A 25474-nucleotide genomic window follows, 5' to 3' on the forward strand; every position below is an offset into this window, starting at 1 on the left:
CGACCACCAGCAGTCTCGTTTTTTTCACCACCTCGCGTCCGATCACTGCGGCCTGCCCACCGAAAAATATTCGATACCGGAATCGCGCATCGTTACCGGATCGTAAAGGTTGCGGCCGTCGAAGACCACCGGCGACTTCAGGCGCTTCTTCATGTCATCGAAATCGGGACTGCGAAATTCTTTCCATTCCGTGACGATGATCAGCGCATCCGCACCATCCAGCGCGCCAACCGTGGACGATGCGAAGCGTATACCCGGCTCCTTGGCAAAGATCTTCTTTGCTTCTTCCATCGCGACCGGATCATAGGCGGTGATACGGGCTCCCCGCGCCAGCAGACCGTTGATCACCACGCGGCTGGGTGCTTCTCGCATGTCGTCGGTATTGGGCTTGAACGAAAGGCCCCAAACCGCGAAATGTCGCCCATCCAGATGCTCACCGAAACGACCGCGCACCTTTTCCAGGAGACGCTGCTTCTGCGTACGGTTGGCCTTCTCCACGGAATCGACGATGGTCAGTTGCACCCCATACTCACCAGCAGTGTGCTGCAACGCCTGAATGTCCTTGGGGAAACAAGAGCCACCATAACCCACACCCGCGTAGAGGAAGTGATAACCGATACGCTGATCGGAGCCAATCCCATTGCGGACCGACTCGATATTGGCGCCGAGTTTTTCTGCCAGGTTGGCCAGCTCATTCATGAAAGAGATGCGCGTCGCGAGCATCGCGTTGGCGGCGTATTTTGTGAGCTCTGCCGACCGCGGATCCATTACCAGAAGGCGATCGTGGTTGCGCAGGATGGGGGCGTAGAGCTGACGCATGATTTGCGTAGCGCGCTCGTCGGAACTGCCCACGACAATGCGATCCGGCCGCATGAAGTCGCCGACCGCTGCGCCTTCTTTGAGGAATTCGGGATTCGACACTACGCTAAAGGGCAGATCGAGGCCGCGGTTGCGGAGTTCTTCCGCTATTGCCGCGCGTACCCGTTCGGCAGTACCGACCGGAACCGTGGATTTATTTACGATGACGCGATATTCGGTCATGCTGCGTCCGATGTTGCGGGCGGCAGCAATGACGTACCGCATGTCGGCGGAGCCGTCCTGGTCCGATGGCGTTCCCACTGCGATGAATTGAACTGCGCCATGGGCCACGCCTTCCTCTACATCGGTGGTGAATCTCAATCGTCCGGCTGCAGCATTGTGGCTGACCAGTTGCTGCAACCCGGGTTCATAGATGGGAATGCTGCCACCACGGAGCTGCGCAATTTTTTTCTCGTCGACGTCCAGGCAGACGACGTCGTTGCCAAGATCGGCAAAGCAGGCGCCTGACACCAAGCCGACATAGCCAGTGCCGATGATAGTAGTTTTCACTTCTGACCCTCCGGAACCGCGATCTCGCGGTTGATACGCGCCAGTACCGCCAACGGATCGGGGGCGCGGGTGACCGACCTGCCTATGACCAAATAACTTGCCCCGGCAGCGATCGCCATCTGCGGCGTCATGACGCGCTTCTGGTCGCCCGCGCCATCTTCACGTAAGCGTATGCCCGGCGTTATGCGCAGAAAACGGCTGCCGAGCCGGTCGCAAATCGCGGCAGCTTCATGAGCCGAGCACACCACACCGTCAAGGCCGCATTCTGCGGCCAGCTCGGCAAGCCTCATTGCCTCCACAAGCGGGCTCGCGTCGATGCCGACCTCACGCAGGTCGGCCTCTGCCATGCTGGTCAGAACCGTCACTGCGATGAGTTTCGGTCTGCGCGGCGCGGATTCGACAGCTTCTCGCGCGGCATTCATCATCCCCCGGCCACCGAGAGCATGCACATTGATCATCCACACGCCTAGTTGCGCAGCAGCCTTGCAGGCCTGCGCCACGGTATTCGGGATATCGTGAAACTTGAGATCGAGAAAGAGATCGAAACCGCGTTCCGCGATAGTCGCAATGAACGCCGGTCCCGCAGCGGTGAACAATTCCTTGCCGACTTTCAATTTGCAGACCGACGGTTGCAGGCGATCAACCAGCACCATCGCGGATTTCGCATCAGCGTAATCCAGGGCAACGATCACGCGGGAACTCATCCGGCAAATTCCCTTTCCTCGGTACGCCGTGGCGGATACGTCTCCCACCCGTTGCAGGCGGGACAATGCCAATAGAACTGACGCGCCTTGAAACCGCAGCTCTCGCAGCGGTAGAGGGCCAGGCTACGGGTATGCTGATGCACCAGGTTCTTGATCAGCTGGAGTTCGTGGCGACGCTCGGCTGGTGCTTCCAGCAGTTGCGCTTCGAGCAGCTTGTCCAGCCCGAGCAATGTCGGATTACGCGTCAGCTCATCGCGTACCAGCCTGTAAGCGTGGTCGGCGCCACGATGGTCCAGTTCACCCTGAAAAATCACGTTCAGCAGGTCGAGGGAAGGATAGTTGGCGAGATAACCGCGCAGCAATTGTAATCCCTCGTCTTCCCACCCGAGGCTGCGATGGGCAGCGAGCATTTTTTCCGCCACCAGCGCGATATAGGCCGGATTCTGGCTCTCCAGGCTTTTCCAGTATTCGATTGCCGCCTGCGGCCGTCCCTGCCCCATCTCGGTATCGCCGAGGAGGATATTTGCTCGCGCACATTTGCGATTGACGCTCAAGGCCTCGCTCAGATAGTCGCGCGCTTGGTCCCATCGTGAATGTGTGATTTCGACGGCCGCGAGCTCGCAGTAGAAATTGGCGATGTCCTTCGCACTCGACTGGCCGGAGACCGAGTCCATCTTGCGAGATGTTTCGATGGCTTTCTGCCAGTCCTTTTCCTGCTCGTAGATTTCAAGGAGGAACTTGAATCCTTGCTGTTCGTATTGGGTTCCCTGAAGCTTGGCGAAGAATTCCTCCGCGCGGTCCAGCAGCCCGGCTTTGAGATAGTCCTGCGCAAGCTCGTACAGCGCGGTCATTTTCTGCTCGGGCGCCAAGTCAGCCCGATCCAGCAGATTTTCGTGCATCCGGATCGCGCGTTCCACCTCGCCGCGGCGACGGAACAAGCTGCCGAGTGCAAAGTGCAGTTCGACGGTCTGCGGATCGACCTTCACGACCTCGATAAAGGCTTCGATGGCCTTGTCGGGCTGTTCGTTGAGGAGAAAATTGAGTCCCTTGAAATAAGACAGCGGCAGCGAACGGGATTCGGAAAGCAGCTGCTTGATGTCGACGCGCGCCGCAAGCCAGCCGAAGGCGAAGAACAGAGGAAACCCCAGAAGCCACCAGAATTCGAATTCCATGTTTCAGGCCAGATCCTAAATCAGTACGGGCAATATCAGCATCGAATCAGGGTGCATCTTCCGGCGGGCCCGGCTTGGCGCGCAATTCTTTGCGCAATTGCAGGATCGCGCGCCGCTGCCGGTAAATGTAGGCGAAACACCCCATAACGCCCGCTGCAACGCCAACGGTGAAGAAGACCAGCACCACCAGCGCCAGCGACGCCTCCCAGTGCGCACCAAGATAGAAACGTACGTTTACCGGATCCGAATTCTTGAGCGCGAAGCCGAACAACAGAACGAACAACAGGATGCGAAAAGCCCAGGATAGGTAGCGCATCGGCATCATCATCCGCCTTGGAGCATCGGGGTCGGAAAATCAGGCAAAAAAAGGCGGCACGATCTTGCGATATGCCGCCCATCCTGTTCGCTGCTGCAACACTGCCGCCTGCTGCCTACTGGCTCTTGAAGTCCACGCGTTCGCGCAGTTCCTTGCCCGCCTTGAAATGCGGCACGTATTTCGCCGGAACGTGCACCTTGTCGCCGGATTTGGGATTGCGTCCCACGCGAGGCGGCCGGTAGTTCAGGCCGAAGCTTCCAAAGCCGCGGATTTCGATTCGATGTCCCTGAGCCAGGCTCTTGGCCATGGCATCCAGGATCATTTTCACCGCAAGCTCGGCATCGCTCGCGACCAGCTGTGGAAAATGCGCAGCCAGCTTGGCTATCAGCTCCGACTTGGTCATGGCGCGTCCTATTGCGCAGAGTTCTTGTTATCCAGCTTGGCTTTGAGCAAAGCACCCAGATTGGTCGTGCCGGCATTCGACGCACCGTCGACGGCATGCTTCTGCATTGCCTCGGACTCGTCGGCCGCATCCTTGGCCTTGATCGAAAGGTTGATGTTGCGGTTCTTGCGGTCAACATTGATGATCATCGCATTCACCTTGTCGCCTTCCTTGAGGTGAGTGCGGATGTCCTCGACTCGGTCACGCGCCAGCTCGGAAGCGCGCAGATATCCCTCGATGTCGCTGTCGAGCTGGATCACGGCCCCCTTGGGGTCGATCGACTTCACCACGCCCTCGACCATGCTGCCCTTGTCGTGGCCGGCGACGAAGTTCGTAAACGGATCGCCTTCGAGTTGTTTAATGCCAAGCGAAATACGCTCACGCTCGACGTCTATGGATACCACCATCGCCTCGACCTCGTCACCCTTCTTGTAGTTGCGCACAGCTTCTTCACCGGGCACGCTCCATGACAGATCCGACAAATGCACCAGCCCGTCGATGCCGCCTTGCAGTCCGATGAAAATACCGAAATCAGTGATCGACTTGATCTGGCCGCGAACCTTGTCGCCCTTCTTGGAATTGGAAGCAAACTCATCCCAAGGATTGGGCTTGCACTGCTTCATGCCCAGGGAAATACGGCGGCGATCTTCGTCGATCTCGAGGATCATCACTTCCACCTCGTCGCCCAGCTGAACTACGCGAGAGGGATGGACGTTTTTGTTGGTCCAATCCATTTCGGATACGTGCACCAGACCCTCGATGCCCTGCTCGATCTCCACAAACGCACCGTAGTCGGTGAGGTTGGAGACCTTGCCGAACAGGCGGGTACCCGTCGGGTAGCGACGCGACAAGCCCACCCACGGGTCTTCGCCGAGCTGCTTGAGGCCCAGCGAGACGCGATTCTTTTCCTGGTCGAACTTGAGGATCTTGGCGGTGACTTCGTCACCGACATTGAGCACTTCCGAAGGATGCTTGACGCGGCGCCAAGCCAGATCGGTAATGTGCAACAGACCATCGATGCCGCCGAGGTCCACGAACGCACCGTAGTCGGTGATGTTCTTGACGATGCCTTTGACCACCGCGCCTTCCTGCAGGCTGGCGAGCAGTGCTTCGCGCTCGGCACCCTGGGTCTGTTCAAGTACCGCACGGCGCGAAACCACCACGTTGTTGCGCTTGCGGTCGAGCTTGATGACCTTGAAATCAAGCTGCTTGCCTTCGTAGGGGTTGGTGTCCTTGACCGGACGGATATCGACCAGAGAGCCGGGCAGGAAGGCACGAATGCCGTTGACCATCACCGTAAGGCCACCCTTGACCTTGCCATTGACCAGACCCTGTACCAGCGTGCCTTCTTCCATTGCTTTCTCGAGGTCGTGCCACGCCGCGAGTCGCTTGGCTTTTTCGCGCGACAGCCGGGTTTCGCCGTAGCCGTCCTCGAGTGCCTCGATAGCAACCGTGACGTAATCTCCGACCTTGACCTCGACCTCGCCACGATCGTTTTTGAATTCGTCCGCCGAGATGAAACTTTCCGACTTCAAGCCGGCATTGACCACGACGAAGTTCTGATCTATGCGGATCACTTCAGCCGTGATGACTTCACCCGCTCGCATTTCCTGCCGCGAAAGGCTTTCTTCAAACAGCGCGGCAAAACTATTTTCGTTGATGGCGGAAGCGGGGGTCTGGGATTCAGTTTTCATGAGCAAAAGGTTGGAACTCGCGGAAAAACCGTTTCATTTAACGGGTTGGTTTATCTACCCATCAGCAGCGGAAAAATTCCCTCCGTGCGGCAGATGAAGCTGCCGGGATGCGGGTAATTCATTCAGCGGGATGGGACCTTGCGCGACGCCGATTCAAACCACTGGAGTATCCGGGCAACGACCTCTTGTATAGAAAGCCCAGTGGTATCAATAATTTGTGCGTCAACGCTCTTTCGCAGAGGCGCCACGCTACGCTCGCTGTCGCGAGCATCGCGTTGGCGAATGTCTTGCAAAAGGGTGGACAGAGTAGCATCGAAACCTTTTTCTATCAACTGTTTATAGCGGCGGAGAGCACGCTCCTCGGCCGACGCGGTGAGGAATACTTTGAGCACGGCGTCCGGGAATACGACTGAAGCCATATCGCGCCCTTCCGCTACCAAACCAGGATCCCGGCGAAACGCCTGCTGACGGCGCATAAGTCCCTGACGCACCGACGGAAAAGCGGCAACCTCGGAAGCGGCGCGGGAAACCGCTTCAGCGCGAATCGCATCCGTCACGTCTTCCCCATTCAGCAGAATCTTGCCTTCGCTGAACTGCGCGGGAAGCGTGCGTGCGATTTCGCCAAGCGAATCTGCGTCTTTCACATCGACCCTGTCGCGCAACGCCGCCAGCGCGACTAACCGGTAAAGCGATCCGCTGTCGAGATAACGAAATCCGAGATGCTCAGCCACTCGCTGCGCTACCACGCCTTTTCCGGAAGCCGACGGACCGTCGATGGCGATGACGGGGGCCGAGGACTTCGACGTCACTTCGGCGAACCGCTCGAAGTAATCCGGAAAGGTTTTCGCCACACACCCGGGTTCGTTGATGCGTACTTTCACGCCACCGAGTGCGGCCAGCGAAAAGCACATCGCGATCCGATGATCGTCATAGGTATCGATGGCGGCACCGTGCGCAAGACGCGAGCAGGACGGCGGGGTTACCGTGAGGAAATCCGGGCCCTCTTCCACACGCGCGCCAAGCTTGCGCAATTCGGTGGCCATCGCCGCAATACGGTCGGTTTCCTTCACACGCCAGCTGCCGATATTACGCAGCCGGCTGGTACCATCGGCGAACAATGCGGCCACCGCCAGCGTCATGGCCGCATCGGGAATCGAGTTCAAGTCTAGGTCGAAGGCGCGCAGTCTCCCGGTTGCGGGTGCAGCGGAGTCGATCCAGTTTTCGTGCATCTCGATCCGTGCTCCCATCTGGGCCAGCGCATCGGCAAACCCAACGTCGCCCTGGATGCTGCCGCGCCCCACTCCTTCGACGCGGACCGGACCTCCGCCGATTGCACCCGCAGCAAGAAAATACGAAGCGCCCGATGCATCGCCTTCCACGTAGACATCGCCCGGACTGGTCAGACGACTGTCAGCCGGGATCAAGAACGACGACCAGCCGTTTCTTTCGATCGTCACGCCGAAACGCGCCATCAAATCGAGCGTGATGTCGATGTAGGGCTTGGAGACCAATTCACCCGTCACCTCGATGGTAATCTGTCTGTCTGCGAGCGGTAGCGCCATCAACAATGCGGTGAGGAACTGGCTGGAAACGTCGCCGCGTATCCGGACCTTCGAGCCACTCCGCGGCGTCCCTGGCCTGATTTCCAGTGGCGGATAGCCTTCGTTGCCCAGGTAATGAATGTCGGCCCCCAGGCTGCGCAATGCATCGACTAGATCACCGATCGGGCGTTCATGCATCCTCGGCACGCCGGACAGCTTGTAATGTCCACCGCACATCGCAAGCACGGCCGTCAAAGGACGCAATGCAGTGCCGGCATTACCGAGGAACAAATCGGCTTGCTTGGCCGGGAAGCTTCCGTTACAGCCCTCGACCGCTACCACATCCTGCCGGCTTCTGGTTATTTTTACGCCCAGGAGGCTCAATGCTTCCAGCATGCGGTCGACATCGTCCGACGCCAGAAGGTTGTGAATTTGCGTACGGCCATCCGCCAGCGCCGCGAGGAGCAGAGTCCGATTGGAAATGCTTTTTGAACCCGGCAGGCGCACGGTGCCGGCCGCGCGATCGAGCGGACCGAGATCAAGATGGTCGGGATAGGCAGACATGCCTCAGAAATCCCGCGGCTTCATGAATCCTGTCGCAGCCAGGCATTGCGCGCATTGCGGGCGGTTTCGAAGATCTGCCCGACCTGCTCGGCGTCCGCGTTGCGAATCAGCTCGGCCAGTTGCCCGAGTTGTTGTTGATAGCTCGCAATATCCGCCAGCAGCGCCTCGCGATTCGCCCAAGCAATGTCGCGCCACATCTCCGGGGAACTGCCGGCTATGCGGGTGAAGTCGCGGAACCCCCCCGCGGCGAAACTGAACAGTTCCTGCGCATCGGATCGCGTTGCAATCATGTGCACCAGCGTGTACGCAAGCATGTGCGGAAGATGGCTGACCGCCGAAAACACCTGGTCATGATGTACACACGACATGCGGCTGACGCGCGCGCCACAGGCTTTCCACATGGACTCGATCCGGTCAATGGCGCCGGCATCGTTTTCAGGCAGCGGGGTCAACACTACATTCCTGTCAACGAACAGTCCCGAATTGGCGGCATCCACGCCGGTCAGTTCGGCACCGGCGATGGGATGTGCGGGAATTACGTGCGATAAATGCGATGGCAGCAGTCGCCGGACGGCCGCGACGAAATTCCTCTTGGTGCTGCCGGCGTCGGTAACCAGCGTTTCCGCAGGGATTGATGCCGCCAGTTGTGCAAGCACGCGATCGTTTTGCTGGACCGGCACGGCAAGCAATACGATGTCCGCGCCTTTAACGGCAACGGCGACGCCTTCGATCGCTTCGTCGATGACCCGCAATTCGAGCGCGCGCTCGATATTGGCACGGCCTCGCCCCACGCCGACAATGCGCCGCACTTTGCCGGCACGCCTGAGTGCCGCCGAGACAGAGCCGCCGATCAAACCGACCCCGATGACGACCAGCCTGTCGCAGTGGAAGTCGCTCAAGAAAGCGGCGGACCAAAGAAGGCTGCGGCGGCCATACTCATTTGAGTACGATTTCGAGCGCCGACAGGAAGCGTGCATTCTCGGCCTCGGTGCCGATCGTTACGCGCAAATATTCGGGCATGCCATAGGCCGCAATCGGCCGCACGATCACCCCGTGCTTGAGCAGTCGCCGAAAAATTTCCGCGCCCGGTCCCACTTTGAAACTGACGAAATTGCCGTGGGAAGGAATCCAAGAAAGCCCGAGGCGCCGGAACCCCTCGGTGAGGGTACTCATCCCCTGACTGTTGAGTCGCGTGCTTTGCTCCACGAATTCATCGTCGAACAGCGCAGCAACGGCTGCTGCCTGGGCGATATGGCTGACATTGAAGGGCTGGCGCACCCGGTTCATCAGGTCGGCAACCTGCGGATGCATAAAACCATATCCGACGCGCAATCCGGCGAGTCCATAGGCCTTCGAAAAAGTCCGGGAGACCACCAGATTCGGAAACTCCTCAACCCATCGCACCGCGTCGCCACGTAGATCAGGATCGAGATATTCGTTGTATGCCTCGTCCAGTATCACCAGCACGTCAGCCGGAACCATTTCCAGGAAACTCCGGACCCTCTTCGGGGTGATCCAGGTGCCGGTCGGATTGTTCGGATTGGCAACAAAAACGATGCGTGTATCGCCGCGTATCGCCTTCCACATCGCATCCAGGTTGTGACCGAATTCGCGCGCCGGCACCACGATACCGGCGGCGCCAGTTGCCTGGGTCACCAGCGGGTAGACGGCAAATGCATGCTCCGAATAGACCGCTGAACTTCCCGGCGCAAGGAAAGCCCGGGCTGCCATCTCGAGCACATCGTTGGAACCATTGCCGATCACGATTCGATCCGGGGATAGTCCATATCGACGGGAAAGCGCCTCCTTCAGAGCAAAACCATTGCCATCCGGATAGCGTCCCGTTTCACCAATGGAGGCTCGCATCGCTTCAACCGCCTTCGGGCTGGCACCGCGCGGATTCTCGTTCGAGGCGAGCTTGATGATGCTCGATTCCTGCAGACCCAGTTCGCGCGCCAGTTCCGATATCGGCTTGCCCGGCTGATAGGGCGCAATGCCGCGAATATAACCCGGTGAGCGTTCGCAGACGTCGATGATATCCGGCGCTGGCGCAGCGGTATTCATTGCACGGCGACCGGATAGGAACCGAGGATTTTCAGAAATGCGGCAAGCTCGCGCATTCCTTCCAGAGCGCGCGCCACGTTCTCGTCGCCTTGATGACCTTCCATGTCGAGGAAGAAGACGTACTCCCACAGGCCCGTGCGGGACGGTCTGGATTCGAGTCGAGTCATGCTCACGCCATTCTTCGCCAAGGGGGTCAGCAATTCATGAATAGCACCGGGTACATTACGGGTGGACATGACGAGCGAGGTCTTGTCATCGCCCGAAGGCGGAACGTCCTGGGGGGAGACCACGACGAAGCGCGTTGTGTTGTTCGGCTCGTCTTCGATGTTGCCAGCCACAACCGGCAGGCCGTAATAGTCGGCGGCCGAGCGTCCCGCGATGGCCGCCGATTCCGCATCCTCTTGCGCCATCCTTGCCGCCTCGGCATTGCTCGCAACCGGGATGCGCTCCGCACGCGGACAATTCTGTGCGAGCCACCGGTTGCACTGTGCCAGGCTTTGCGCATGCGAAAAAATGCGTTTGAGGGCGGAAATATCGCTTCCCTTCGACAGTAGGTTCTGATGCACCGGCAACAGCACTTCGCCGCAAATTTTCAAGGGTGTGGAGAGCAGTAGGTCGAGCGTGCGGCCCACCGCGCCCTCGGTCGAATTTTCCACCGGCACCACGCCGTAGCCGATATTGCCCGACTCCACCGACCGGAAAACTTCGTCGATGGAGGTACACAGCAAGACCGGAGCCTGCCCACCAAAATGCTTGACCGCCGCTTCTTCGCTGAATGTCCCTTTCGGGCCAAGAGTCGCAACCGAGAAGGCGTCCTCCAGAGCGCGGCAGGCGGAGATGACCTCGGTAAACAAGTGCGTCACCGCCTTTTCGGGCAGCGGTCCTGGGTTGCGCTCAGCAAGCCGCCGTAACACCTGTGCCTCGCGCTCGGGTCGATAAACCGTACCGTCACCCTTGAGCTTGCCGATGGCATGCGCTGCCGATGCGCGCTCGCTTACCAGCTTGAGGATCTCGATGTCCAGGGCGTCGATGCGCTCGCGCAGTTGTTTGAGGTTGTCCGGCATGGGCTACGAAGCTGCAGGAAGATAATGGACCGCAAGGACGCCTGCAATCGCCGCGATCTTGTCTATCACCTGGCGTGGCACCGCACTATCCACGTCGACTAGCGTGTAGGCCATATCTTTCCTGGACTTGTTCAGCATGTTGTGGATGTTCAATCCGGCCTGTGCCACCGCTGTAGAGATCTGTCCGACCATGTTCGGCACATTGGCGTTGGCGATGCCAAGCCGGTAAGGCGATTCCCTCAGCATGACCACGTCCGGAAAATTCACCGCATTGCGGATGTTGCCGTTCTCCAGATAATCGCGCACCTGATCGACCACCATGATGGCGCAGTTTTCCTCGGCTTCCAGCGTGGAAGCCCCCAAATGCGGCGTGGCCACCACGGCGGGGTGGCCCTTGAAACGACTGCCGGGGAAATCGCAAACGTAAGCCTTGAGCTTTTTTGCGTTCAGCGCATCGACCACTGCGTTATTGTCCACAATGCCGTCCCGCGAAAAATTGAGCAGCACCGCCTTAGGTTTCATAAGGCCGATACGCTTGGCATCGATCAGATTGCGCGTGCCGTCAAGCAAGGGTACGTGCAGGGTCACGAAATCGCTTTTCCGGAGCACCTCCTCGATGCTGTGCGCCTTCCTGACCTGTGACGGCAGGCTCCATGCGGCATCCACCGTGATCTCCGGGTCATACCCGAATACTTCCATGCCGAGTTTGATCGCCGCATCGGCGACCAGACTGCCGATGTTGCCAAGACCGATGATTCCAAGCATGTGCTGCGGAAGCTCCATGCCGGCAAAATGTTTCTTGCCGTCCTCGACCTTCCTGTCTATCTCTTCGTCGCCGCCGGACAATCCATCGGTGAAGCGGATGGCGGGAACGAGATTGCGTGCGGCGATCAGCATGCCAGCAAGCACCAGTTCCTTGACCGCATTCGCATTCGCACCCGGCGCATTGAATACCGGGACGCCGCGCTTGCTCATTTCTGCCACCGGAATGTTGTTGGTACCCGCACCCGCCCTGCCGATGGCCCGCACTGACGCAGCGATAGCCATGGCATTCATGTCGTGGGAGCGCACCAGGATTGCATGAGGTGCATCGACCTGCGCACCGACCGAATAACGCTCCGACGGCAAGCGCTGAAGGCCAGTCGATGAAATGGCATTCAGCGTGAGAATGCGTACCGACTCAGCCATGACTTTTCTCGAATTCCCGCAGATATCCGACCAATGCCTTCACGCCCTCGATCGGCATCGCGTTGTAGATGGAGGCACGCATGCCTCCGACGGAACGATGGCCCTTGAGCTGCAGCATACCAAGCTGCTGGGTGCCTTTCAGAAACATCTCGTCGAGCGATTCGTCCCGGAGCTTGAACGGCACATTCATGCGCGAGCGATCACGCTTTTCGATGGGACTGACGAAAAAGCTGCTTTGGTCCAGGTAGTCGTACAGCAGCCCGGCTTTGGCGATATTGCGTTTCTCGATCTCTGAAAGACCACCCTGCTGCTTCAGCCAATCGAACACCAAACCCGCGATGTAAACAGCGTAAGTGGGCGGCGTATTGAGCATGGAATCGCTTTCGGCCTGCTGCTTGTAGTCGAAAGCCGACGGCGTGATCGGCAAAGCTTGCCCGATCAAGTCGTCGCGCACAATGACGATCGTCAGACCCGCCGGCCCGATATTCTTCTGCGCTCCGGCGTAAATCAAACCATACCTGGAGACATCGACAGGACGGGACAATATATGGGAGGACATATCGGCCACGAGCGGAATTTCGCCGGTGTCCGGAACCCAGTGATATTCCACACCGCCGATGGTCTCGTTGGAGCAGATGTGAACATAACCGGCATCCTTGCTCAGTCGCCATGTTTCGCGTGGCGGGACATAAGAAAAATTTCGATCCTCGCTGGAAGCCGCCACGTTCACATTGCAATACTTCTTCGCCTCCTTGATCGATTTCTTCGACCACTCGCCGGTGTTGACGTAGTCGGCAACACTGCGGCCACGCAGAAGGTTCATTGGCACGATTGCGTTCTCCGCGATCGCCCCGCCTTGCAGGAACAGCACTTTGTAGTTCTGCGGAATCGCTAGCAGTTCGCGCAGACCGGCTTCTGCCTGCGCATGAATCGCGATGAATTCCTTGCCGCGGTGGCTCATCTCCATGACCGACATGCCGGAACCGTGCCAATCCAGCATTTCGTCGCGCGCTTTTTCGAGAACCTGCTGCGGCAGAACTGCGGGCCCCGCACTGAAGTTGAATACTCTCCCCACTTTCACTGCTCCGCTTTCTTCAAATGATTGTCCGGATCGGGTGCGTCAATTCAGGACTGCTCGTCGTGCCCGTCTTGATGGGCCTGTCCTTGCTCAGCTTCGTTTCCGTCAGCTTCGGCAGGATCTTCTTCGGTACCCGCATCCAGACCTTCGCCGCCGTCTTCGCTGTCCACGATTTTCTGCAATCCGGCCAGCTTTTCATCCGGCCCGAGATTGATCAAGGTGACGCCTTGCGTGACACGGCTCATCTCCCGAATTTCCGCGACCCGGGTGCGAATCAGCACCCCTCCGGTTGTGATCAGCATGATCTCGTCTTTATCCTCTACCAGGGTAGCCGCTACGACGTTGCCGTTACGGGCGCTGGTCTGGATTGCGATCATGCCTTGCGTACCCCGACCGTGGCGGGTGTATTCGGTGATCGGAGTGCGCTTGCCGAAGCCGTTTTCCGTGGCGGTCAGGACTGAGATGGATTCGTTTTCGGCCACCAGCAGCGATATGACCTTCTGGCCGACCGGCAATCTCATCCCGCGCACCCCCCGCGAGACGCGCCCCATCGGACGCACGTCCTGCTCGTCGAAGCGAACGGCCTTGCCTTCATCCGAGAACAGCATGATGTCGTGCCGGCCCTCCGTCAGCGCGACACCAATCAGATAGTCGCCCTCGTCGAGATCCACGGCGATGATGCCGGACGGCCGCGGGCGGGAGAAATCGGATAGCGGCGTCTTCTTCACGGTACCGTTGGCCGTGGCCATGAAAACATACTTGTTCTCGTCGAACTCGCGCACCGGCAAGATCGCCGTGATCTTTTCTCCGTCTGTCAATGGCAGTAGATTGACAATCGGCTTGCCGCGGCTCGCTCGGCCGCCCTGCGGCACGTTATAGACCTTGATCCAGTACAACTGCCCGCGGCTGGAAAAACACAGCACGTAGTCGTGCGTATTGGCGATGAACAGATTGTCGATAAAATCGTCTTCCTTGGTCGCTGTCGCCTGTTTGCCGCGCCCCCCCCGCTTCTGGGCCCGGTAATCGGCGAGCGGCTGCGCCTTGACGTAACCGCTGTGGGACAGCGTGACCACGACGTCCTCCGGAGCGATCAGATCCTCCATGCTGAGGTCTTCGGCATTGGCTACGATCTCGCTGCGACGTTCGTCACCGAACTCGTCCCTGGTCTCGGTCAGCTCCTCGGCAATGATTTTGGTGATGCGCTCAGACCTCGCCAAGATGTCGAGCAGGTCGGCAATGGTGTCCATTACTTCCCGATATTCGTTGACGATCTTTTCCTGTTCCAGACCGGTGAGTCGCTGCAGTTGCATCTCGAGAATTCGCTGCGCCTGAACTTCGGACAGGCGGTATCCGTCCGCCTGCAGTCCATACTCCGGAGACATCCCCTCCGGCCGCACCTCCCCGACATCGGCGCGTGCCAACATAGACTCGACGAGTTGCGAATGCCAGGTCCGCGACATCAGTTCCCGTTTGGCCTCGACAGGAGCGGCGGCTGCCTTGATCAGCGCGATGATCTCGTCGACATTGGACAGCGCGACTGCGAGGCCTTCGAGCACATGGCCCCGATCGCGCGCCTTTCTGAGTTCAAAGACAGTCCGCCGGGTAACTACCTCGCGCCGATGGCGCAGGAACGCGTCGAGGATTTCCTTAAGATTGAGCAGCCGAGGCTGGTTTTCGACCAGCGCCACCATATTCATGCCGAAGGTGTCCTGCATCTGCGTTTCTTTGTATAGATTGTTCAGGATGACTTCAGGTACCTCGCCCCGCTTAAGTTCCAGCACTACACGCATGCCGGACTTGTCGGACTCGTCCCGAATTTCGGAAAGGCCATCGAGCCGCTTTTCACGAACCAACTCGCCGATCTTCATCAGCAGCGATGATTTGTTGACCTGGTAGGGCAGTTCGTCGATCACGATGGCCTGGCGGTTGCCCTTCTCCAGCTCTTCCACATGGGTACGGGCACGGATTACGATACGCCCGCGCCCAGTGCGGTAGCCCTCTCTGACCCCGGCAGTACCGTAGACGATTCCGCGCGTAGGAAAGTCCGGACCAGGAACGAGTTCGATCAGTTCGTCCAGGCTGATGTCGGGCCGATCGAGGATGGCCAAGCAGGCATTTACGATTTCGCTGAGATTGTGCGGCGGCACGTTTGTTGCCATGCCCACCGCGATTCCGGAAGAACCATTGATTAGTAGATTCGGAATCCGGGTCGGCAGGACGCTCGGCTCCTGCTCTTTGCCGTCATAGTTGGGAACGAAATCGACAGTCTCCTTGTCGATATCGGCAAGGAGCTCGGCCGCGATCTTTTCCAGCCGGCACTCGGTATAGCGGTAGGCGGCTGCGGAGTCGCCGTCGACGGAGCCGAAATTGCCCTGCCCGTCGATGAGGGTGTAACGCATGGAGAAATCCTGGGCCATACGGACCAAGGCTTCGTAGGTTGCTGAATCCCCATGCGGATGGTATTTTCCGAGGACATCGCCGACTACGCGTGCGCACTTGACGTAGGGCCGGTTCCAGACGTTGTTGGCCTCGTGCATGGCGAACAGGATGCGGCGATGTACCGGTTTCAGGCCGTCGCGCACATCGGGGAGCGCGCGACCCACGATCACGCTCATCGCGTAATCGAGGTAAGAGCGGCGCATCTCCTCTTCGAGGCTAATTGGAAGGGTTTCTTTGGCGAATTGATCCATCAGGGCAAGTCGGTTCCTTGTTGCAAATTGTCATGAAATTACGCCGCTTAATCTCGTACAATGGACCGACAAAGCAGGCGTTCGCTCGGCCGCAAGCGCTGAGCAGCACCGACCGGCATAAGCGGCGCATTTTATCATGCCGACTCTTCCCGAGACATTGTTCAGCAAGGAAATTCCAGCTTCGAAGCAGTCTATTTCACTGACGAACTGGGCCACCGGCGTCGAATTGGCTTCTTGACTTATCGATTAGGAACTGCGGTGTAATCCGCTTTTAACCCGCCGGCGAATGGGCAATAATCGCGTTATTCATGACCAGCACGATCAGGAGAAAAGGCGATGCAACCAAAGACCAATCGGCTGTTAATGTTGCTAGTAGGTGCGGTAATTTCCGGCTGCGCCAGTCAAACCGATCGCAGCAGTTCCGGCGGCGGCGCTCAAACTCAGACTGAGACCAAGGCAGCTACCGAGGCTCCCGCGTCGCAACCGGCACCCGCTCCCCAACCCGCTCCAGCTTACGAGCCGGAAAGAGAATCGGTTCAGTACGTTGATCGTCCCCTTGAAGAAAGTCGACCGCCGAAGCCGGCTGTGGTGGCAGCTGCTCCCAAGGACGAAACGACACCTGATTTCCCGGTGACGAAATACGAGCTGCCGGAAGAGCAGGCAACAGACGAAGAAGTCGAGGATCTCGGCGCGCAGGAAGACGAATCCGTATCGGCGGAGCAGGCAGCGGCACCGGAAGAGGAAACCTCGGTCGGCGAGACCACTGAATACGCTGATGCAGAGGACATGGCGGATTCCGGCGAGGTCGAGGATCTCGGCACCCAGGAAGACGAATCCGAATCGGCGGATCAGGAGGCGGCACTGGCGGAGGAAAGCTCGGTTGGCGAGACCACCGAGTACGCCGATTCCGACGACGACGAAGTCGAGGATATCGGCACGCTGGAAGACGAGTCCGAATCGGCGGACCAGGAGGCCAGTGCGGCAGCAGAAAGCTCGGTTGGCGAGACCACCGAGTACGCCGATTCCGATCAAGAGGAGGAAGTCGCGGATCTCGGCACGCAACCCGACGAATCCGGCACAGTTAGTTACTCCGAGGAGAAGCGTGCTTCGGCCGACAATGTAGTCGGCGAGCCGAAGATTTATCCTGACGAGCCGGCACCGAAAGCCGCGCCTACGGCGCCGAAAAAAACCGCACCTGTGGCACCGAAGTTGGTCACCGTCAATTTCGAAGCAGAGCCCCTGTTTAATTTCGACAAGTCGGCGGTTCGCGCAGACCAGCGCGCAAAGTTGGACGAATTGATTTCCGGCCTTGGCGGGACGCGTTACGATTCGATTGCGATAGTGGGCCATGCAGATCGCATCGGCAAGGCCGTTTACAATCAAAAGCTGTCAGAACGCCGGGCAGCAGCGGTAAAAGCTTACCTGGTGAAAAAAGGGGTACCGTCCGATAAGATCCAGACTGAGGGCCGCGGCAAGTCGGAATCAGTGACCGGGGACGCCTGTAACAAAACCCGCGGCAAGGCCCTGATCTCCTGCCTGCAGCCGGACCGCAGGGTAGACGTCAGCGTTAGCGCAACCAAGCAATCGAATTGATTTCGTATCCCGTCGCACGTTCATCAAAGCCCTGCAGATGCGGGGCTTTTTTTTGAGGTCACCATGCAGGATTCGAATTCCGGATTTGCCGCCGATCTCGTAGTCGAGGCTTCCTGGGTCATTCCGGTCGAACCCCACGGCACCGTGCTCGAGAATCACGCGGTCGCGATCACCGACGGAAATATCGTGGCATTGCTGCCGAGCGACGAAATGAGCGTGCGCTGTTCTTCCGGAAAGACGTGTCGATTGAATTCGCATGTACTGATTCCCGGGTTGATCAATTTCCACAGCCACGCGGCAATGACGCTGATGCGCGGGCTTGCAGATGATCTGAAGCTGATGGACTGGCTTTCGAATCACATATGGCCGGCAGAAAGCAAGCACGCGTCAGCACAGTTCGTCTATGACGGAACGCTGCTCGCATGCGCCGAAATGCTACGTGGTGGAGTTACCTGCTTCAATGACATGTACTTCTTCCCTGAGATGACCGCCCGGGCGGCCCTGGACGCGGGCATGCGTGCCGCGCTGGGCATCATTTTGATCGAATTCCCCAGCGCGTATGCTAGCGACGCCCAAGACTATCTGCGCAAGGGCCTGGCAATGCGCGACGAATTGAAAAAGGAGTCGTTGCTGAGCTTCTGCATGGCGCCGCACGCGCCCTATACGGTCAGCGACAAGAGCTTCGAGCAGATACTCACTCTTTCGGAGCAGTTGCAGATCCCGATCAATACCCATATTCACGAAACGCACGATGAGATCAGCGAGAGTCTGGTCAAATTCGGCGTACGGCCGCTCGCCAGACTGGAGAGGCTTGGGATACTGGGACCGAATTTCATTGCGGTGCATGCCGTGCATCTCGAACCTGAGGAAATCGCACTCCTCGCCCGGCTGGGCTGTTCGGTCGCGCATTGTCCATCGTCGAATCTGAAGCTCGCGAGCGGCATCGCGCCTGTGGACAGGATGCTGTCCGCCGGAATCAACATCGGCATCGGAACGGACGGCGCGGCCAGCAATAACCGTTTGGATGTTTTCTGCGAAATGCGATTGGCAGCCCTTTTGGCCAAGGCGACCAGTAACAATGCGGAAGTTCTTCCCGCCCATACGGCTTTGCGCATGGCAACGCTCAATGCCGCTCAGGCGCTGGGGCTCGAACGCAGCGTCGGATCGATACGACCGGGTAAATGCGCCGACTTGTGCGCTGTGAACTTGGATTCGATCGCATTGTCTCCCTGTTATGATCCGGCGTCGCATCTGGTCTACGCGGCGGGTCGCGAGGATGTAAGCGATGTATGGGTCGCGGGCAAGCAGCTGGTCCGCTCCGGCCGGCTGCTACACCTCGATGAGGGCGGCATCATGCGCAAGGCAAGAGAATGGCAAGCGCGCATTACAGGTTCAATATAGAAAAGAATATCTGTTGGATAAGATGATCAACGTAGATCCAGTCGAACTGCAAAAATTCAGCGAGCTGGCCCATCGCTGGTGGGATCCGCACAGTGAATTCAAGCCGCTGCACGATATCAATCCGCTGCGGCTGGGTTACATCGATCAAATAGCAGGACTGAAAGGCAAACGCGTCCTTGATGTCGGCTGCGGCGGAGGCATTCTTTCCGAGGCCATGTCAGCCGCGGGGGCCAGGGTGACGGGCATCGATGTCGGCGACAAACCGCTGAAGGTGGCGCAGATGCACCTGCTGGAAAGTGGACTTGAGGTCGAGTATCGCAATATAACAGTCGAGGAGTTGGCCGATAAGCGACTAGGGGAATTCGACGTCATCACCTGCATGGAAATGCTGGAGCATGTGCCTGATCCCGCCAGCGCAATAAATGCGTGCGCGCGGCTGGTGAATCCTGGGGGCAGATGTTTTTTTTCCACCATCAACCGCAATCCGAAGTCATATCTTTTCGCGATACTGGGTGCTGAATATGTACTAAATCTGCTGCCGCGGGGAACGCACGACTATGCGAGGTTCATCACTCCCGCGGAACTTGCAAGTTACTGCCGCCGTGCGGAACTTCAAACCGAGCATCTGATCGGGATGAGTTATAACCCTTTTACCAAGATCTATTCCCTGGTAGCGGACACATCCGTCAATTATATTCTGAGCGCGCGGGCGATTTGAGCAGTATTGCGCAACCGCGGACCCGGGCATTTTGCCTTCTGTCGCCCCGTATAATTCAAGGAGATTTCGATGAATACGAGAATCTTGCTGGCCACCGCAGCGGTTGCGTTGGGCATAAGTACGCAGGGCTGCTCTTTGAAACCTCAGTACCTTCGAATCGATCCGGAAGTAAAAGTAAAGGAAGCGCAGATTGGCAATAGCAAAGCGGTGGGTCTTCGAGTCTCCGATTCCCGCTTGGACAAGAAACTGGGAGAGGTCGGAGATCCCGATCGAAAAATGGTCGATGTAAGGGTGGAAGAAGATCCGAGCCCCGCGATCTACGAACGAGTAAAACAGGCGCTGACCAGACTGGGTTTCTCGGTACAGCCGTACAGCGAAACAATGGATCGCACGCTGGACATTAAGATTCGCAATCTCGAATTGCAATCGGTCAAGAAGCCGCTGACTTTTGATACGGAACTTCGAGCGGAGGTGGCTGCCCACGTGGTCAATTCAACCGAATATTACGACCGGCAATTCAATGTCAGGACACGCAAGGATGGCGCCGCTCCGCCATTCGAGAAGGACAGCACGCTGCTCGTCAATACCGCCGTGTCTCAAGCGCTGGAAGACTTGCTCGCAGACGAACAATTGCTCGCCATGCTGGCGCGATGAATTCGGCCTATCGACGATCGGGGGGTGCAGCAATGCGCAGCGTATTGTTTGACCTCGACGGCACACTTGCCGATACTGCGCCCGATCTCGGTTTTGCGCTGAATCAGCAGCGCCTGGCTCGCGGGATGCCCGAGCTCTCGATAGACAAGCTTAGGGCCTATGCCTCCTCTGGTGCCCGCGGCTTGTTGCAAGCAGGTTTCGGAATTCGTCCCGAAGATTCCGGCTATTTGGAATTGCGCGACGAATTCTTGAACCTTTATGAGAGAAATCTCTCACGTGGCAGCGCCCTATTCCCCGGGGTGCCTTCCCTGTTAGATGAGATCGAGGATCGCGGCATGACCTGGGGTATCGTTACCAACAAGGCCGAACGCCTTACTTTTCCACTATTGCGTGCGCTTCGTTTGTCGGATCGCACCGCGTGCGTCATTTGCGGTGACTCTACGCCTTTTGCAAAGCCTCACCCCACGCCGTTAATCGAAGCAATGTCCAGAATCGGGACCACCGCCGCTCAGTGCATCTATGTCGGAGACGATGAGCGTGACGTGCAAGCAGGTCATGCCGCAGGGATGAGCGTCGTCGTGGTACGCTACGGCTACTTGGGAAACAGCCGTCCGCCTGAAGAATGGGGTGCGGACGTATTCGTCGATTCCCCTGCGGAGCTTGGTCCGATCCTTTTCGAAGGTTTGAATCTCTGATCTGATAGAATCTTGCCTGCTTCAATTGATTTTTCAGGGAATAGCACCATCTTGTTCTTATTGGGGGGCGACCTGGTCTCGACGTGGGTTGCGAAGCAGTGTAGTGCATGCCAAGGCCCAGTTACCTTGTTAATACAGCTGGAAAACGTATAGTCGCAAACGACGAACGTTACGCTCTAGCCGCTTAATACCGGCTGGACTCCACACCGGCTCTCTCATGGGCCGGGCTGGGCAACCAGCAGTGGAGCCATATACGTGAGATCGTGCTGTAGCGGGTTACTTGCTGCGGTATTAAATCCAAGGTAACTCGCCACTTCCCAGCCTGTCGGCCGGCGTGGAAGCGGTTAGATCAAATGACCTGACTAAGCATGTAGTACTGCCTGTAGAGGGCTTGCGGACGCGGGTTCGATTCCCGCCGCCTCCACCAAAAAAAGCCGCCCTTGCGGTGGCTTTTTTTGTTTTTCACAACTAGCCGCCTTGTTCGATTTCGGGAACAACAAATTATTATTCGAATATCAACTCGGCGGCATCTGCGACTGCATATAGTTCTGGATGCCGACCTTCTGAATCAGGTCGATCTGGGTTTCCAGCCAGTCGATATGATCTTCCTCACTTTCGAGAATATCCTCAAATAGCTCACGGCTGATGTAGTCGGCCGTAGTTTCGCAATAAGCGATGGCCTCCCGCAACACGGGATGCCCTGCCATTTCCAGACGCAAATCGCATTTCAGGCATTCCTGCACATTCTCTCCGATCAGGATCTTGCCGATATCCTGTACGTTGGGAAGGCCTTCGAGAAAAAGAATGCGCTCGATCAACTTGTCGGCATGCTTCATCTCATCGATGGACTCTTTGAACTCGCGCTCGTCCAGCTTCTTCAGGCCCCAGTTCTTGAACATGCGGGCATGAAGGAAGTACTGGTTGATCGCGGTGAGTTCGTTGGTGAGTACCTTGTTCAGGTGTGCAATGACCTTCTTGTCGCCTTTCATGCGTGCTCCTTCGATTGCAAGATCGAAACAGCAGGGATTATAGAGTTCCGGGCGGGACTACGAAAACCAAAAATTCCGGAAGGGACAATGAGAGGAATTACGCGGCGTTCAAATGTTCGCGAAATTCGCCAGTGGAAAGCGTTTCGCGCACCACCTGTTGCGCACAATCGGCGCACTTGCCACAGCAACTTGCCACACCCAGGCACTGCCGAAGTTCACGCAAGGAACGCGCGCCATCGCCTACGGCTTCGCGAATCTGGCCTTCGGTAATTCCATTGCAGAGGCAAACGTACATGGCGCACCTGAGAGTAATTGGAAGAATGCTAAATCACAATGAGAATGATTGTCAATATTTCAAGTAAGTATCCCCCGGCAAAGCCGGGGGGGTCTCCCTTGTGGACTAGTCGGCTTGCGCTTGGAATTTGGGACAAGCCTTGCATTGCCCCGCCAAGCCGAGATAGCGCTGAACCAACTCGGCTAGGCAGTTCGCAGAGCGCCTACATGCAATCACCGGAATACCCTGAATTTGGGCCTGATTCCGATAACTTTTCATGGCGTTATGGTTGAGAAAGTCGGTAAAGAGGATAAGAAGATCTGTGTCACGTGGAAGCGCCGGCATGGAACGCTGGTGAGCGGATGACCGTCCGGTAACATGCCGCTGAATCCGGATTCCAAATCCAGCCAATGAGTCAGGAATATTGCCCAGTCGATCTGCCCCCACCAAGACTGCATTCATTTTTGGCTCGCTTGTTCAGGTAAAGTAGTACGAATGATAATGATTATTATTTAATATATCAAGTGATTTGAGCTTAATGGCCTTTGAACACTCGCCTACTGTCGCGATACGGTCAGCTGCAAACGACCATGCAAAAAAAGAAAGCCCCCGACTGAGGGCCTTCTTTTATTAGACCTTTCGGTACTATTTTCCAGGCAACATGCGCTGGAAAACCTTATCGCGATCGATCAACAGATGCTTGAATACCGCCAGCACGTGGATGATGACAAGAACAATCAGGAGTGCTGCGGTTACCCCGTGTATCCCTTGCAACAAGTCGTAGACAACCTTGTTCTGCGATCCCATCGGAGGAATCTTGAAGAGACCAAAGTAATTCACGCCGTATTTCGTAAATTGAGTGGCGGCAAATCCTGATAGCGGCATCAAAATGACACACATGTAAAGCAAGGCGTGACTGATCTTTGACGCCTGAACCTCCCAGCCCGGCATCGACGACGGAAGGGATGGCGGCGGATTTTTCGCACGCCACCATAGCCTTACTATTACCAAGAGAGCCGTTGTGACACCGATTGACTTGTGCAGGTTGAAGTAGAACGCACGATCGGGTGATCCCTTCGGAACACCCGTCATATAAAGACCCAACCCGAGCATCGCGAGAACCAGGATCGCCACAACCCAGTGGAAAACGATGGCTGTCGTCGTGTAGCGCGAAACGCCACTGCTATTTATATTCAAGACCCCTCCTCCAAAAACGACTGCCCGCAAATTGTCGAGTCATAATTACGTAACCGCTAGCGGATCACAACCCCCCAAGGCCGTTTGCCCACTGGGATGTCTTTAGATCTTCGTATTAGTGGTTGTATCGATCACCGAGACCGTTCCATCCTTACCGTTCGAAACGAACACACGCGATCCGTCAGGATGCACAGTGACCCCGTTGGAGAATTGGCCGCCCGGAATGACTGCCGAGACCACCTGTTTGGCAACGTCGATTGCGTAGATGGTGCTGACAAATTCGGACACGGCGTAGGCAGTTTTACTGTCCAGTGTAAATCCGATGCCGCGCGGCCGTTTTCCGACCTCGATCTGATTGACCTGTTTCCTCTGTGCTACATCGATCAGGTCGATCTGATGTGCTTCTTCCGCGCTTGAGAAAACCCATTTTCCGTCCGGACCGAACACGGCGTGTTCGGGATTCTCGCCGCGCACCTCGACCAGAAATTCCTTCTTGTTGGTTTCCGTGTTGATGAACGCAATCGAATTGCTGACTTCGACCGCAGCGACGATCCATTTTCCTTCGGGAGAGATGCCGACGCCTTCAGGAGATTCCCCTATAAAAATGCTTTCAACCGGTTCGAGTTTTTCCAGGTCGATGATTACGAGGGAATTGTGGGGCTGATCGCTGACATATAGTTTCTTCCCGTCCCCGGAAACAGCCAGGCCGCGCGGCTTGTCTCCTGCCTTGATTTCCTTTACGACCTGATCGGTACTGGTATCGATCACGGATATGGTTCCGCTTTCCTCGTTCGAGACATAAGCTAAAGGGTGCAGCCATCGTCGAAAGGACTAGCGCACCCAATACAGTGCTTGCGAGCGTCATACAGGCTTTTTTCATCTTGTTCTCTCTATAGGTCGAAATTGCAGCTAAAAACCCACGGCCACTGCCGTCGCCAGTTGGAACTACCAGGGTAGGGAAAGCTCGATCGCTCCGTCTATGGCGGATCGACGATGCCGCAAAGTATTTCTACGCGCGGCATTAGTGCGAGTACAACGAGCAACAACGTGGTCGTCAGAACTGATAGCGTACCGACACACCTGCGGTGTAGTTCGTCCCGGGCGCGGATTGGTAATATTGTCCATTTGATGCGTTTACGATTGCCGACCCCAGATACTGTTCGTCAAAAATATTGTCAACGCGGGCAAATTCCCGGATCGATTGAGTTCCCACCCGCCGAGTTTCTGCTCGAAGCCGAATCGCAAGTTGACCAATGCATAAGCGTCGGCCGATTCGTCATTCAAATCGTTGGTAAATACCTTGTCGATCCAGCGCGCTTCCACTGCCGTCGAGAATCCCAACGGGTTGTAAGACCAACCGAGTTCTCCGTATACGGAGTTGGCAGGTACACCAAGTATTTTGTTCCCCGCCGCAACATTGAGATTCGGCGCCACACAAGCAGCGCTGATTCCGCACGCCAGGAACGCATTCTCAAACTTGGCGCCGAAACAGGTGTAGGACAGCAGTCCGGTAAATCCGTTTCCGAACTTAGTATCGACTGCGAGTTCGAAGCCCTTTCGACTGGTGCTGTCGACGTTCTGGAAAACGGACCTCCCGGTACTGTTGATGAGAACGACGATCTCGTTCTTGGTGTCGGTCTTGAAAACCGCTGCGTTCAACCGGGTCTTGGATCTCAGGTAGGTCTTCGCGCCGATTTCATAATTGTTACTTTCGGCGTGCTTGAGCGCGAAATTGAAGCCGGTGCTCGTTGCCGAAACGGACTTGTGTGCCAGTTCCACAAGAGTTGGCGTCTCGAATCCCTTGCCAGCGTTGGCATAGCGGTTGAACACCGGAATGACCTTGAACACGATGTCGCTGACCGGTGTCGTATCGCTGAAATAGATGCTACCGCTGTCGTCGCCGAATGAAGTGATCCTCGCTCTTGAACTTTACGACGCTGTGACGTACGCCGCCGCTTACGCTCCAACGGTCAGTCACGTCCCACTGCGCCTGCAGGAATTAGTCGAAATCGAAGACGGTATTGTTTTCGTCGCGTCCCAGCGGGCCGATCTGGCCAGCGACATTCTA

24 protein-coding genes and 1 other RNA gene are annotated in these 25474 nt (G+C 57.2%); 6 read left to right on the forward strand and 19 right to left on the reverse strand.

Annotated features, from left to right (window positions below; all coding sequences use genetic code 11):
• Positions 1 to 42: 42 nt before the first annotated feature.
• The 13 genes from HY067_00715 to gyrA form a co-directional block, all read right to left on the reverse strand.
• On the reverse strand, positions 43 to 1368 hold the full coding sequence (locus tag HY067_00715; GenBank protein MBI3526472.1) for a UDP-glucose/GDP-mannose dehydrogenase family protein: 1326 nt from the start codon (positions 1366 to 1368) through the stop codon (positions 43 to 45).
• Positions 1365 to 2072 carry an orotidine-5'-phosphate decarboxylase gene (gene pyrF, locus HY067_00720; GenBank protein MBI3526473.1) on the reverse strand — a complete coding sequence of 236 codons (708 nt, stop codon included), beginning with the start codon at positions 2070 to 2072 and terminating at the stop codon, positions 1365 to 1367. The genes HY067_00715 and pyrF overlap by 4 nt, the downstream gene beginning before the upstream one ends.
• Positions 2069 to 3244 carry a lipopolysaccharide assembly protein LapB gene (gene lapB / locus HY067_00725; GenBank protein ID MBI3526474.1) on the reverse strand — a complete coding sequence of 392 codons (1176 nt, stop codon included), beginning with the start codon at positions 3242 to 3244 and terminating at the stop codon, positions 2069 to 2071. Before lapB ends, pyrF begins: the two co-directional genes overlap by 4 nt.
• A gap of 46 nt (positions 3245 to 3290) precedes the next feature.
• On the reverse strand, positions 3291 to 3560 hold the full coding sequence (locus HY067_00730) for a LapA family protein (GenBank protein MBI3526475.1): 270 nt from the start codon (positions 3558 to 3560) through the stop codon (positions 3291 to 3293).
• A gap of 115 nt (positions 3561 to 3675) precedes the next feature.
• Positions 3676 to 3963, reverse strand: coding sequence for an integration host factor subunit beta (locus HY067_00735; protein MBI3526476.1), 288 nt, complete (start codon positions 3961 to 3963; stop codon positions 3676 to 3678).
• An 8-nt stretch (positions 3964 to 3971) separates the two neighbouring features.
• Complete coding sequence (gene rpsA / locus HY067_00740; protein MBI3526477.1) at positions 3972 to 5696, reverse strand: 30S ribosomal protein S1; 1725 nt, start codon at positions 5694 to 5696, stop codon at positions 3972 to 3974.
• A gap of 122 nt (positions 5697 to 5818) precedes the next feature.
• Positions 5819 to 7801, reverse strand: coding sequence for a bifunctional 3-phosphoshikimate 1-carboxyvinyltransferase/cytidylate kinase (locus HY067_00745; GenBank protein MBI3526478.1), 1983 nt, complete (start codon positions 7799 to 7801; stop codon positions 5819 to 5821).
• 20 nt (positions 7802 to 7821) lie between these two features.
• On the reverse strand, positions 7822 to 8778 hold the full coding sequence (locus tag HY067_00750; protein MBI3526479.1) for a prephenate dehydrogenase/arogenate dehydrogenase family protein: 957 nt from the start codon (positions 8776 to 8778) through the stop codon (positions 7822 to 7824).
• Entirely contained in the window at positions 8738 to 9865 is a 1128-nt protein-coding gene (locus tag HY067_00755) for a histidinol-phosphate transaminase (protein ID MBI3526480.1), read from the reverse strand. The genes HY067_00750 and HY067_00755 overlap by 41 nt, the downstream gene beginning before the upstream one ends.
• Positions 9862 to 10929, reverse strand: a complete 1068-nt coding sequence (gene pheA, locus HY067_00760) for a prephenate dehydratase (protein MBI3526481.1) — start codon at positions 10927 to 10929, stop codon at positions 9862 to 9864. Before pheA ends, HY067_00755 begins: the two co-directional genes overlap by 4 nt.
• Positions 10930 to 10932: 3 nt before the next feature.
• A complete protein-coding gene (locus tag HY067_00765; GenBank protein ID MBI3526482.1) occupies positions 10933 to 12117 on the reverse strand; it encodes a 3-phosphoglycerate dehydrogenase in 1185 nt (394 codons plus the stop codon).
• Positions 12110 to 13192 carry a 3-phosphoserine/phosphohydroxythreonine transaminase gene (gene serC, locus HY067_00770; GenBank protein MBI3526483.1) on the reverse strand — a complete coding sequence of 361 codons (1083 nt, stop codon included), beginning with the start codon at positions 13190 to 13192 and terminating at the stop codon, positions 12110 to 12112. Before serC ends, HY067_00765 begins: the two co-directional genes overlap by 8 nt.
• 50 nt (positions 13193 to 13242) lie before the next feature.
• Entirely contained in the window at positions 13243 to 15885 is a 2643-nt protein-coding gene (gyrA, locus tag HY067_00775) for a DNA gyrase subunit A (GenBank protein MBI3526484.1), read from the reverse strand.
• A 588-nt stretch (positions 15886 to 16473) separates the two neighbouring features.
• Here gyrA and HY067_00780 point away from each other — a divergent pair.
• The 6 genes from HY067_00780 (at position 16474) to ssrA (ending at position 21373) form a co-directional block, all read left to right on the forward strand.
• Positions 16474 to 17478, forward strand: a complete 1005-nt coding sequence (locus tag HY067_00780) for an OmpA family protein (protein ID MBI3526485.1) — start codon at positions 16474 to 16476, stop codon at positions 17476 to 17478.
• A gap of 63 nt (positions 17479 to 17541) precedes the next feature.
• Positions 17542 to 18879 carry a TRZ/ATZ family hydrolase gene (locus tag HY067_00785; GenBank protein MBI3526486.1) on the forward strand — a complete coding sequence of 446 codons (1338 nt, stop codon included), beginning with the start codon at positions 17542 to 17544 and terminating at the stop codon, positions 18877 to 18879.
• A 22-nt stretch (positions 18880 to 18901) separates the two neighbouring features.
• Positions 18902 to 19597, forward strand: a complete 696-nt coding sequence (gene ubiG / locus HY067_00790; protein ID MBI3526487.1) for a bifunctional 2-polyprenyl-6-hydroxyphenol methylase/3-demethylubiquinol 3-O-methyltransferase UbiG — start codon at positions 18902 to 18904, stop codon at positions 19595 to 19597.
• A 69-nt stretch (positions 19598 to 19666) separates the two neighbouring features.
• Positions 19667 to 20251: a hypothetical protein gene (locus HY067_00795; protein MBI3526488.1), complete on the forward strand. Its 585-nt coding sequence runs from the start codon at positions 19667 to 19669 to the stop codon at positions 20249 to 20251.
• A complete protein-coding gene (locus HY067_00800) occupies positions 20248 to 20946 on the forward strand; it encodes an HAD-IA family hydrolase (protein MBI3526489.1) in 699 nt (232 codons plus the stop codon). The genes HY067_00795 and HY067_00800 overlap by 4 nt, the downstream gene beginning before the upstream one ends.
• Positions 20947 to 21009: 63 nt before the next feature.
• Positions 21010 to 21373, forward strand: a transfer-messenger RNA (tmRNA) gene (gene ssrA, locus HY067_00805).
• An 88-nt stretch (positions 21374 to 21461) separates the two neighbouring features.
• Here the strand turns inward: ssrA and bfr are convergent.
• From bfr to HY067_00835, 6 genes are all read right to left on the reverse strand, one after another.
• Positions 21462 to 21935, reverse strand: a complete 474-nt coding sequence (gene bfr / locus HY067_00810; GenBank protein MBI3526490.1) for a bacterioferritin — start codon at positions 21933 to 21935, stop codon at positions 21462 to 21464.
• Between the two features lie 97 nt (positions 21936 to 22032).
• Entirely contained in the window at positions 22033 to 22230 is a 198-nt protein-coding gene (locus tag HY067_00815; GenBank protein ID MBI3526491.1) for a bacterioferritin-associated ferredoxin, read from the reverse strand.
• Positions 22231 to 22335: 105 nt separating this feature from the next.
• Positions 22336 to 22671, reverse strand: coding sequence for a DUF2325 domain-containing protein (locus tag HY067_00820; protein ID MBI3526492.1), 336 nt, complete (start codon positions 22669 to 22671; stop codon positions 22336 to 22338).
• 183 nt (positions 22672 to 22854) lie between these two features.
• Positions 22855 to 23406: a cytochrome b gene (locus tag HY067_00825; GenBank protein MBI3526493.1), complete on the reverse strand. Its 552-nt coding sequence runs from the start codon at positions 23404 to 23406 to the stop codon at positions 22855 to 22857.
• Between the two features lie 102 nt (positions 23407 to 23508).
• Positions 23509 to 24174, reverse strand: coding sequence for a beta-propeller fold lactonase family protein (locus HY067_00830; GenBank protein MBI3526494.1), 666 nt, complete (start codon positions 24172 to 24174; stop codon positions 23509 to 23511).
• A gap of 366 nt (positions 24175 to 24540) precedes the next feature.
• Complete coding sequence (locus HY067_00835) at positions 24541 to 25254, reverse strand: TonB-dependent receptor (GenBank protein MBI3526495.1); 714 nt, start codon at positions 25252 to 25254, stop codon at positions 24541 to 24543.
• Between the last annotated feature and the right edge of the window lie 220 nt (positions 25255 to 25474).

This window comes from Betaproteobacteria bacterium (genome assembly GCA_016194905.1).
Taxonomy (GTDB): Bacteria; Pseudomonadota; Gammaproteobacteria; order Burkholderiales; family JACQAP01; genus JACQAP01.

Excerpts from the sequence above, each read along its gene's own strand:
- pyrF (MBI3526473.1), bottom strand. The coding sequence starts at position 2,072 with ATGAGTTCCCGCGTGATCGTTGCCCTGGATTACGCTGATGCGAAATCC.
- lapB (MBI3526474.1), bottom strand. The coding sequence starts at position 3,244 with ATGGAATTCGAATTCTGGTGGCTTCTGGGGTTTCCTCTGTTCTTCGCC.
- HY067_00730 (MBI3526475.1), bottom strand. The coding sequence starts at position 3,560 with ATGCGCTACCTATCCTGGGCTTTTCGCATCCTGTTGTTCGTTCTGTTG.
- HY067_00735 (MBI3526476.1), bottom strand. The coding sequence starts at position 3,963 with ATGACCAAGTCGGAGCTGATAGCCAAGCTGGCTGCGCATTTTCCACAG.
- rpsA (MBI3526477.1), bottom strand. The coding sequence starts at position 5,696 with ATGAAAACTGAATCCCAGACCCCCGCTTCCGCCATCAACGAAAATAGT.
- HY067_00745 (MBI3526478.1), bottom strand. The coding sequence starts at position 7,801 with ATGTCTGCCTATCCCGACCATCTTGATCTCGGTCCGCTCGATCGCGCG.
- HY067_00750 (MBI3526479.1), bottom strand. The coding sequence starts at position 8,778 with ATGCACGCTTCCTGTCGGCGCTCGAAATCGTACTCAAATGAGTATGGC.
- HY067_00755 (MBI3526480.1), bottom strand. The coding sequence starts at position 9,865 with ATGAATACCGCTGCGCCAGCGCCGGATATCATCGACGTCTGCGAACGC.
- pheA (MBI3526481.1), bottom strand. The coding sequence starts at position 10,929 with ATGCCGGACAACCTCAAACAACTGCGCGAGCGCATCGACGCCCTGGAC.
- HY067_00765 (MBI3526482.1), bottom strand. The coding sequence starts at position 12,117 with ATGGCTGAGTCGGTACGCATTCTCACGCTGAATGCCATTTCATCGACT.
- gyrA (MBI3526484.1), bottom strand. The coding sequence starts at position 15,885 with ATGGATCAATTCGCCAAAGAAACCCTTCCAATTAGCCTCGAAGAGGAG.
- HY067_00785 (MBI3526486.1), top strand. The coding sequence starts at position 17,542 with ATGCAGGATTCGAATTCCGGATTTGCCGCCGATCTCGTAGTCGAGGCT.
- ubiG (MBI3526487.1), top strand. The coding sequence starts at position 18,902 with ATGATCAACGTAGATCCAGTCGAACTGCAAAAATTCAGCGAGCTGGCC.
- HY067_00795 (MBI3526488.1), top strand. The coding sequence starts at position 19,667 with ATGAATACGAGAATCTTGCTGGCCACCGCAGCGGTTGCGTTGGGCATA.
- HY067_00800 (MBI3526489.1), top strand. The coding sequence starts at position 20,248 with ATGAATTCGGCCTATCGACGATCGGGGGGTGCAGCAATGCGCAGCGTA.
- bfr (MBI3526490.1), bottom strand. The coding sequence starts at position 21,935 with ATGAAAGGCGACAAGAAGGTCATTGCACACCTGAACAAGGTACTCACC.
- HY067_00815 (MBI3526491.1), bottom strand. The coding sequence starts at position 22,230 with ATGTACGTTTGCCTCTGCAATGGAATTACCGAAGGCCAGATTCGCGAA.
- HY067_00820 (MBI3526492.1), bottom strand. The coding sequence starts at position 22,671 with ATGAATGCAGTCTTGGTGGGGGCAGATCGACTGGGCAATATTCCTGAC.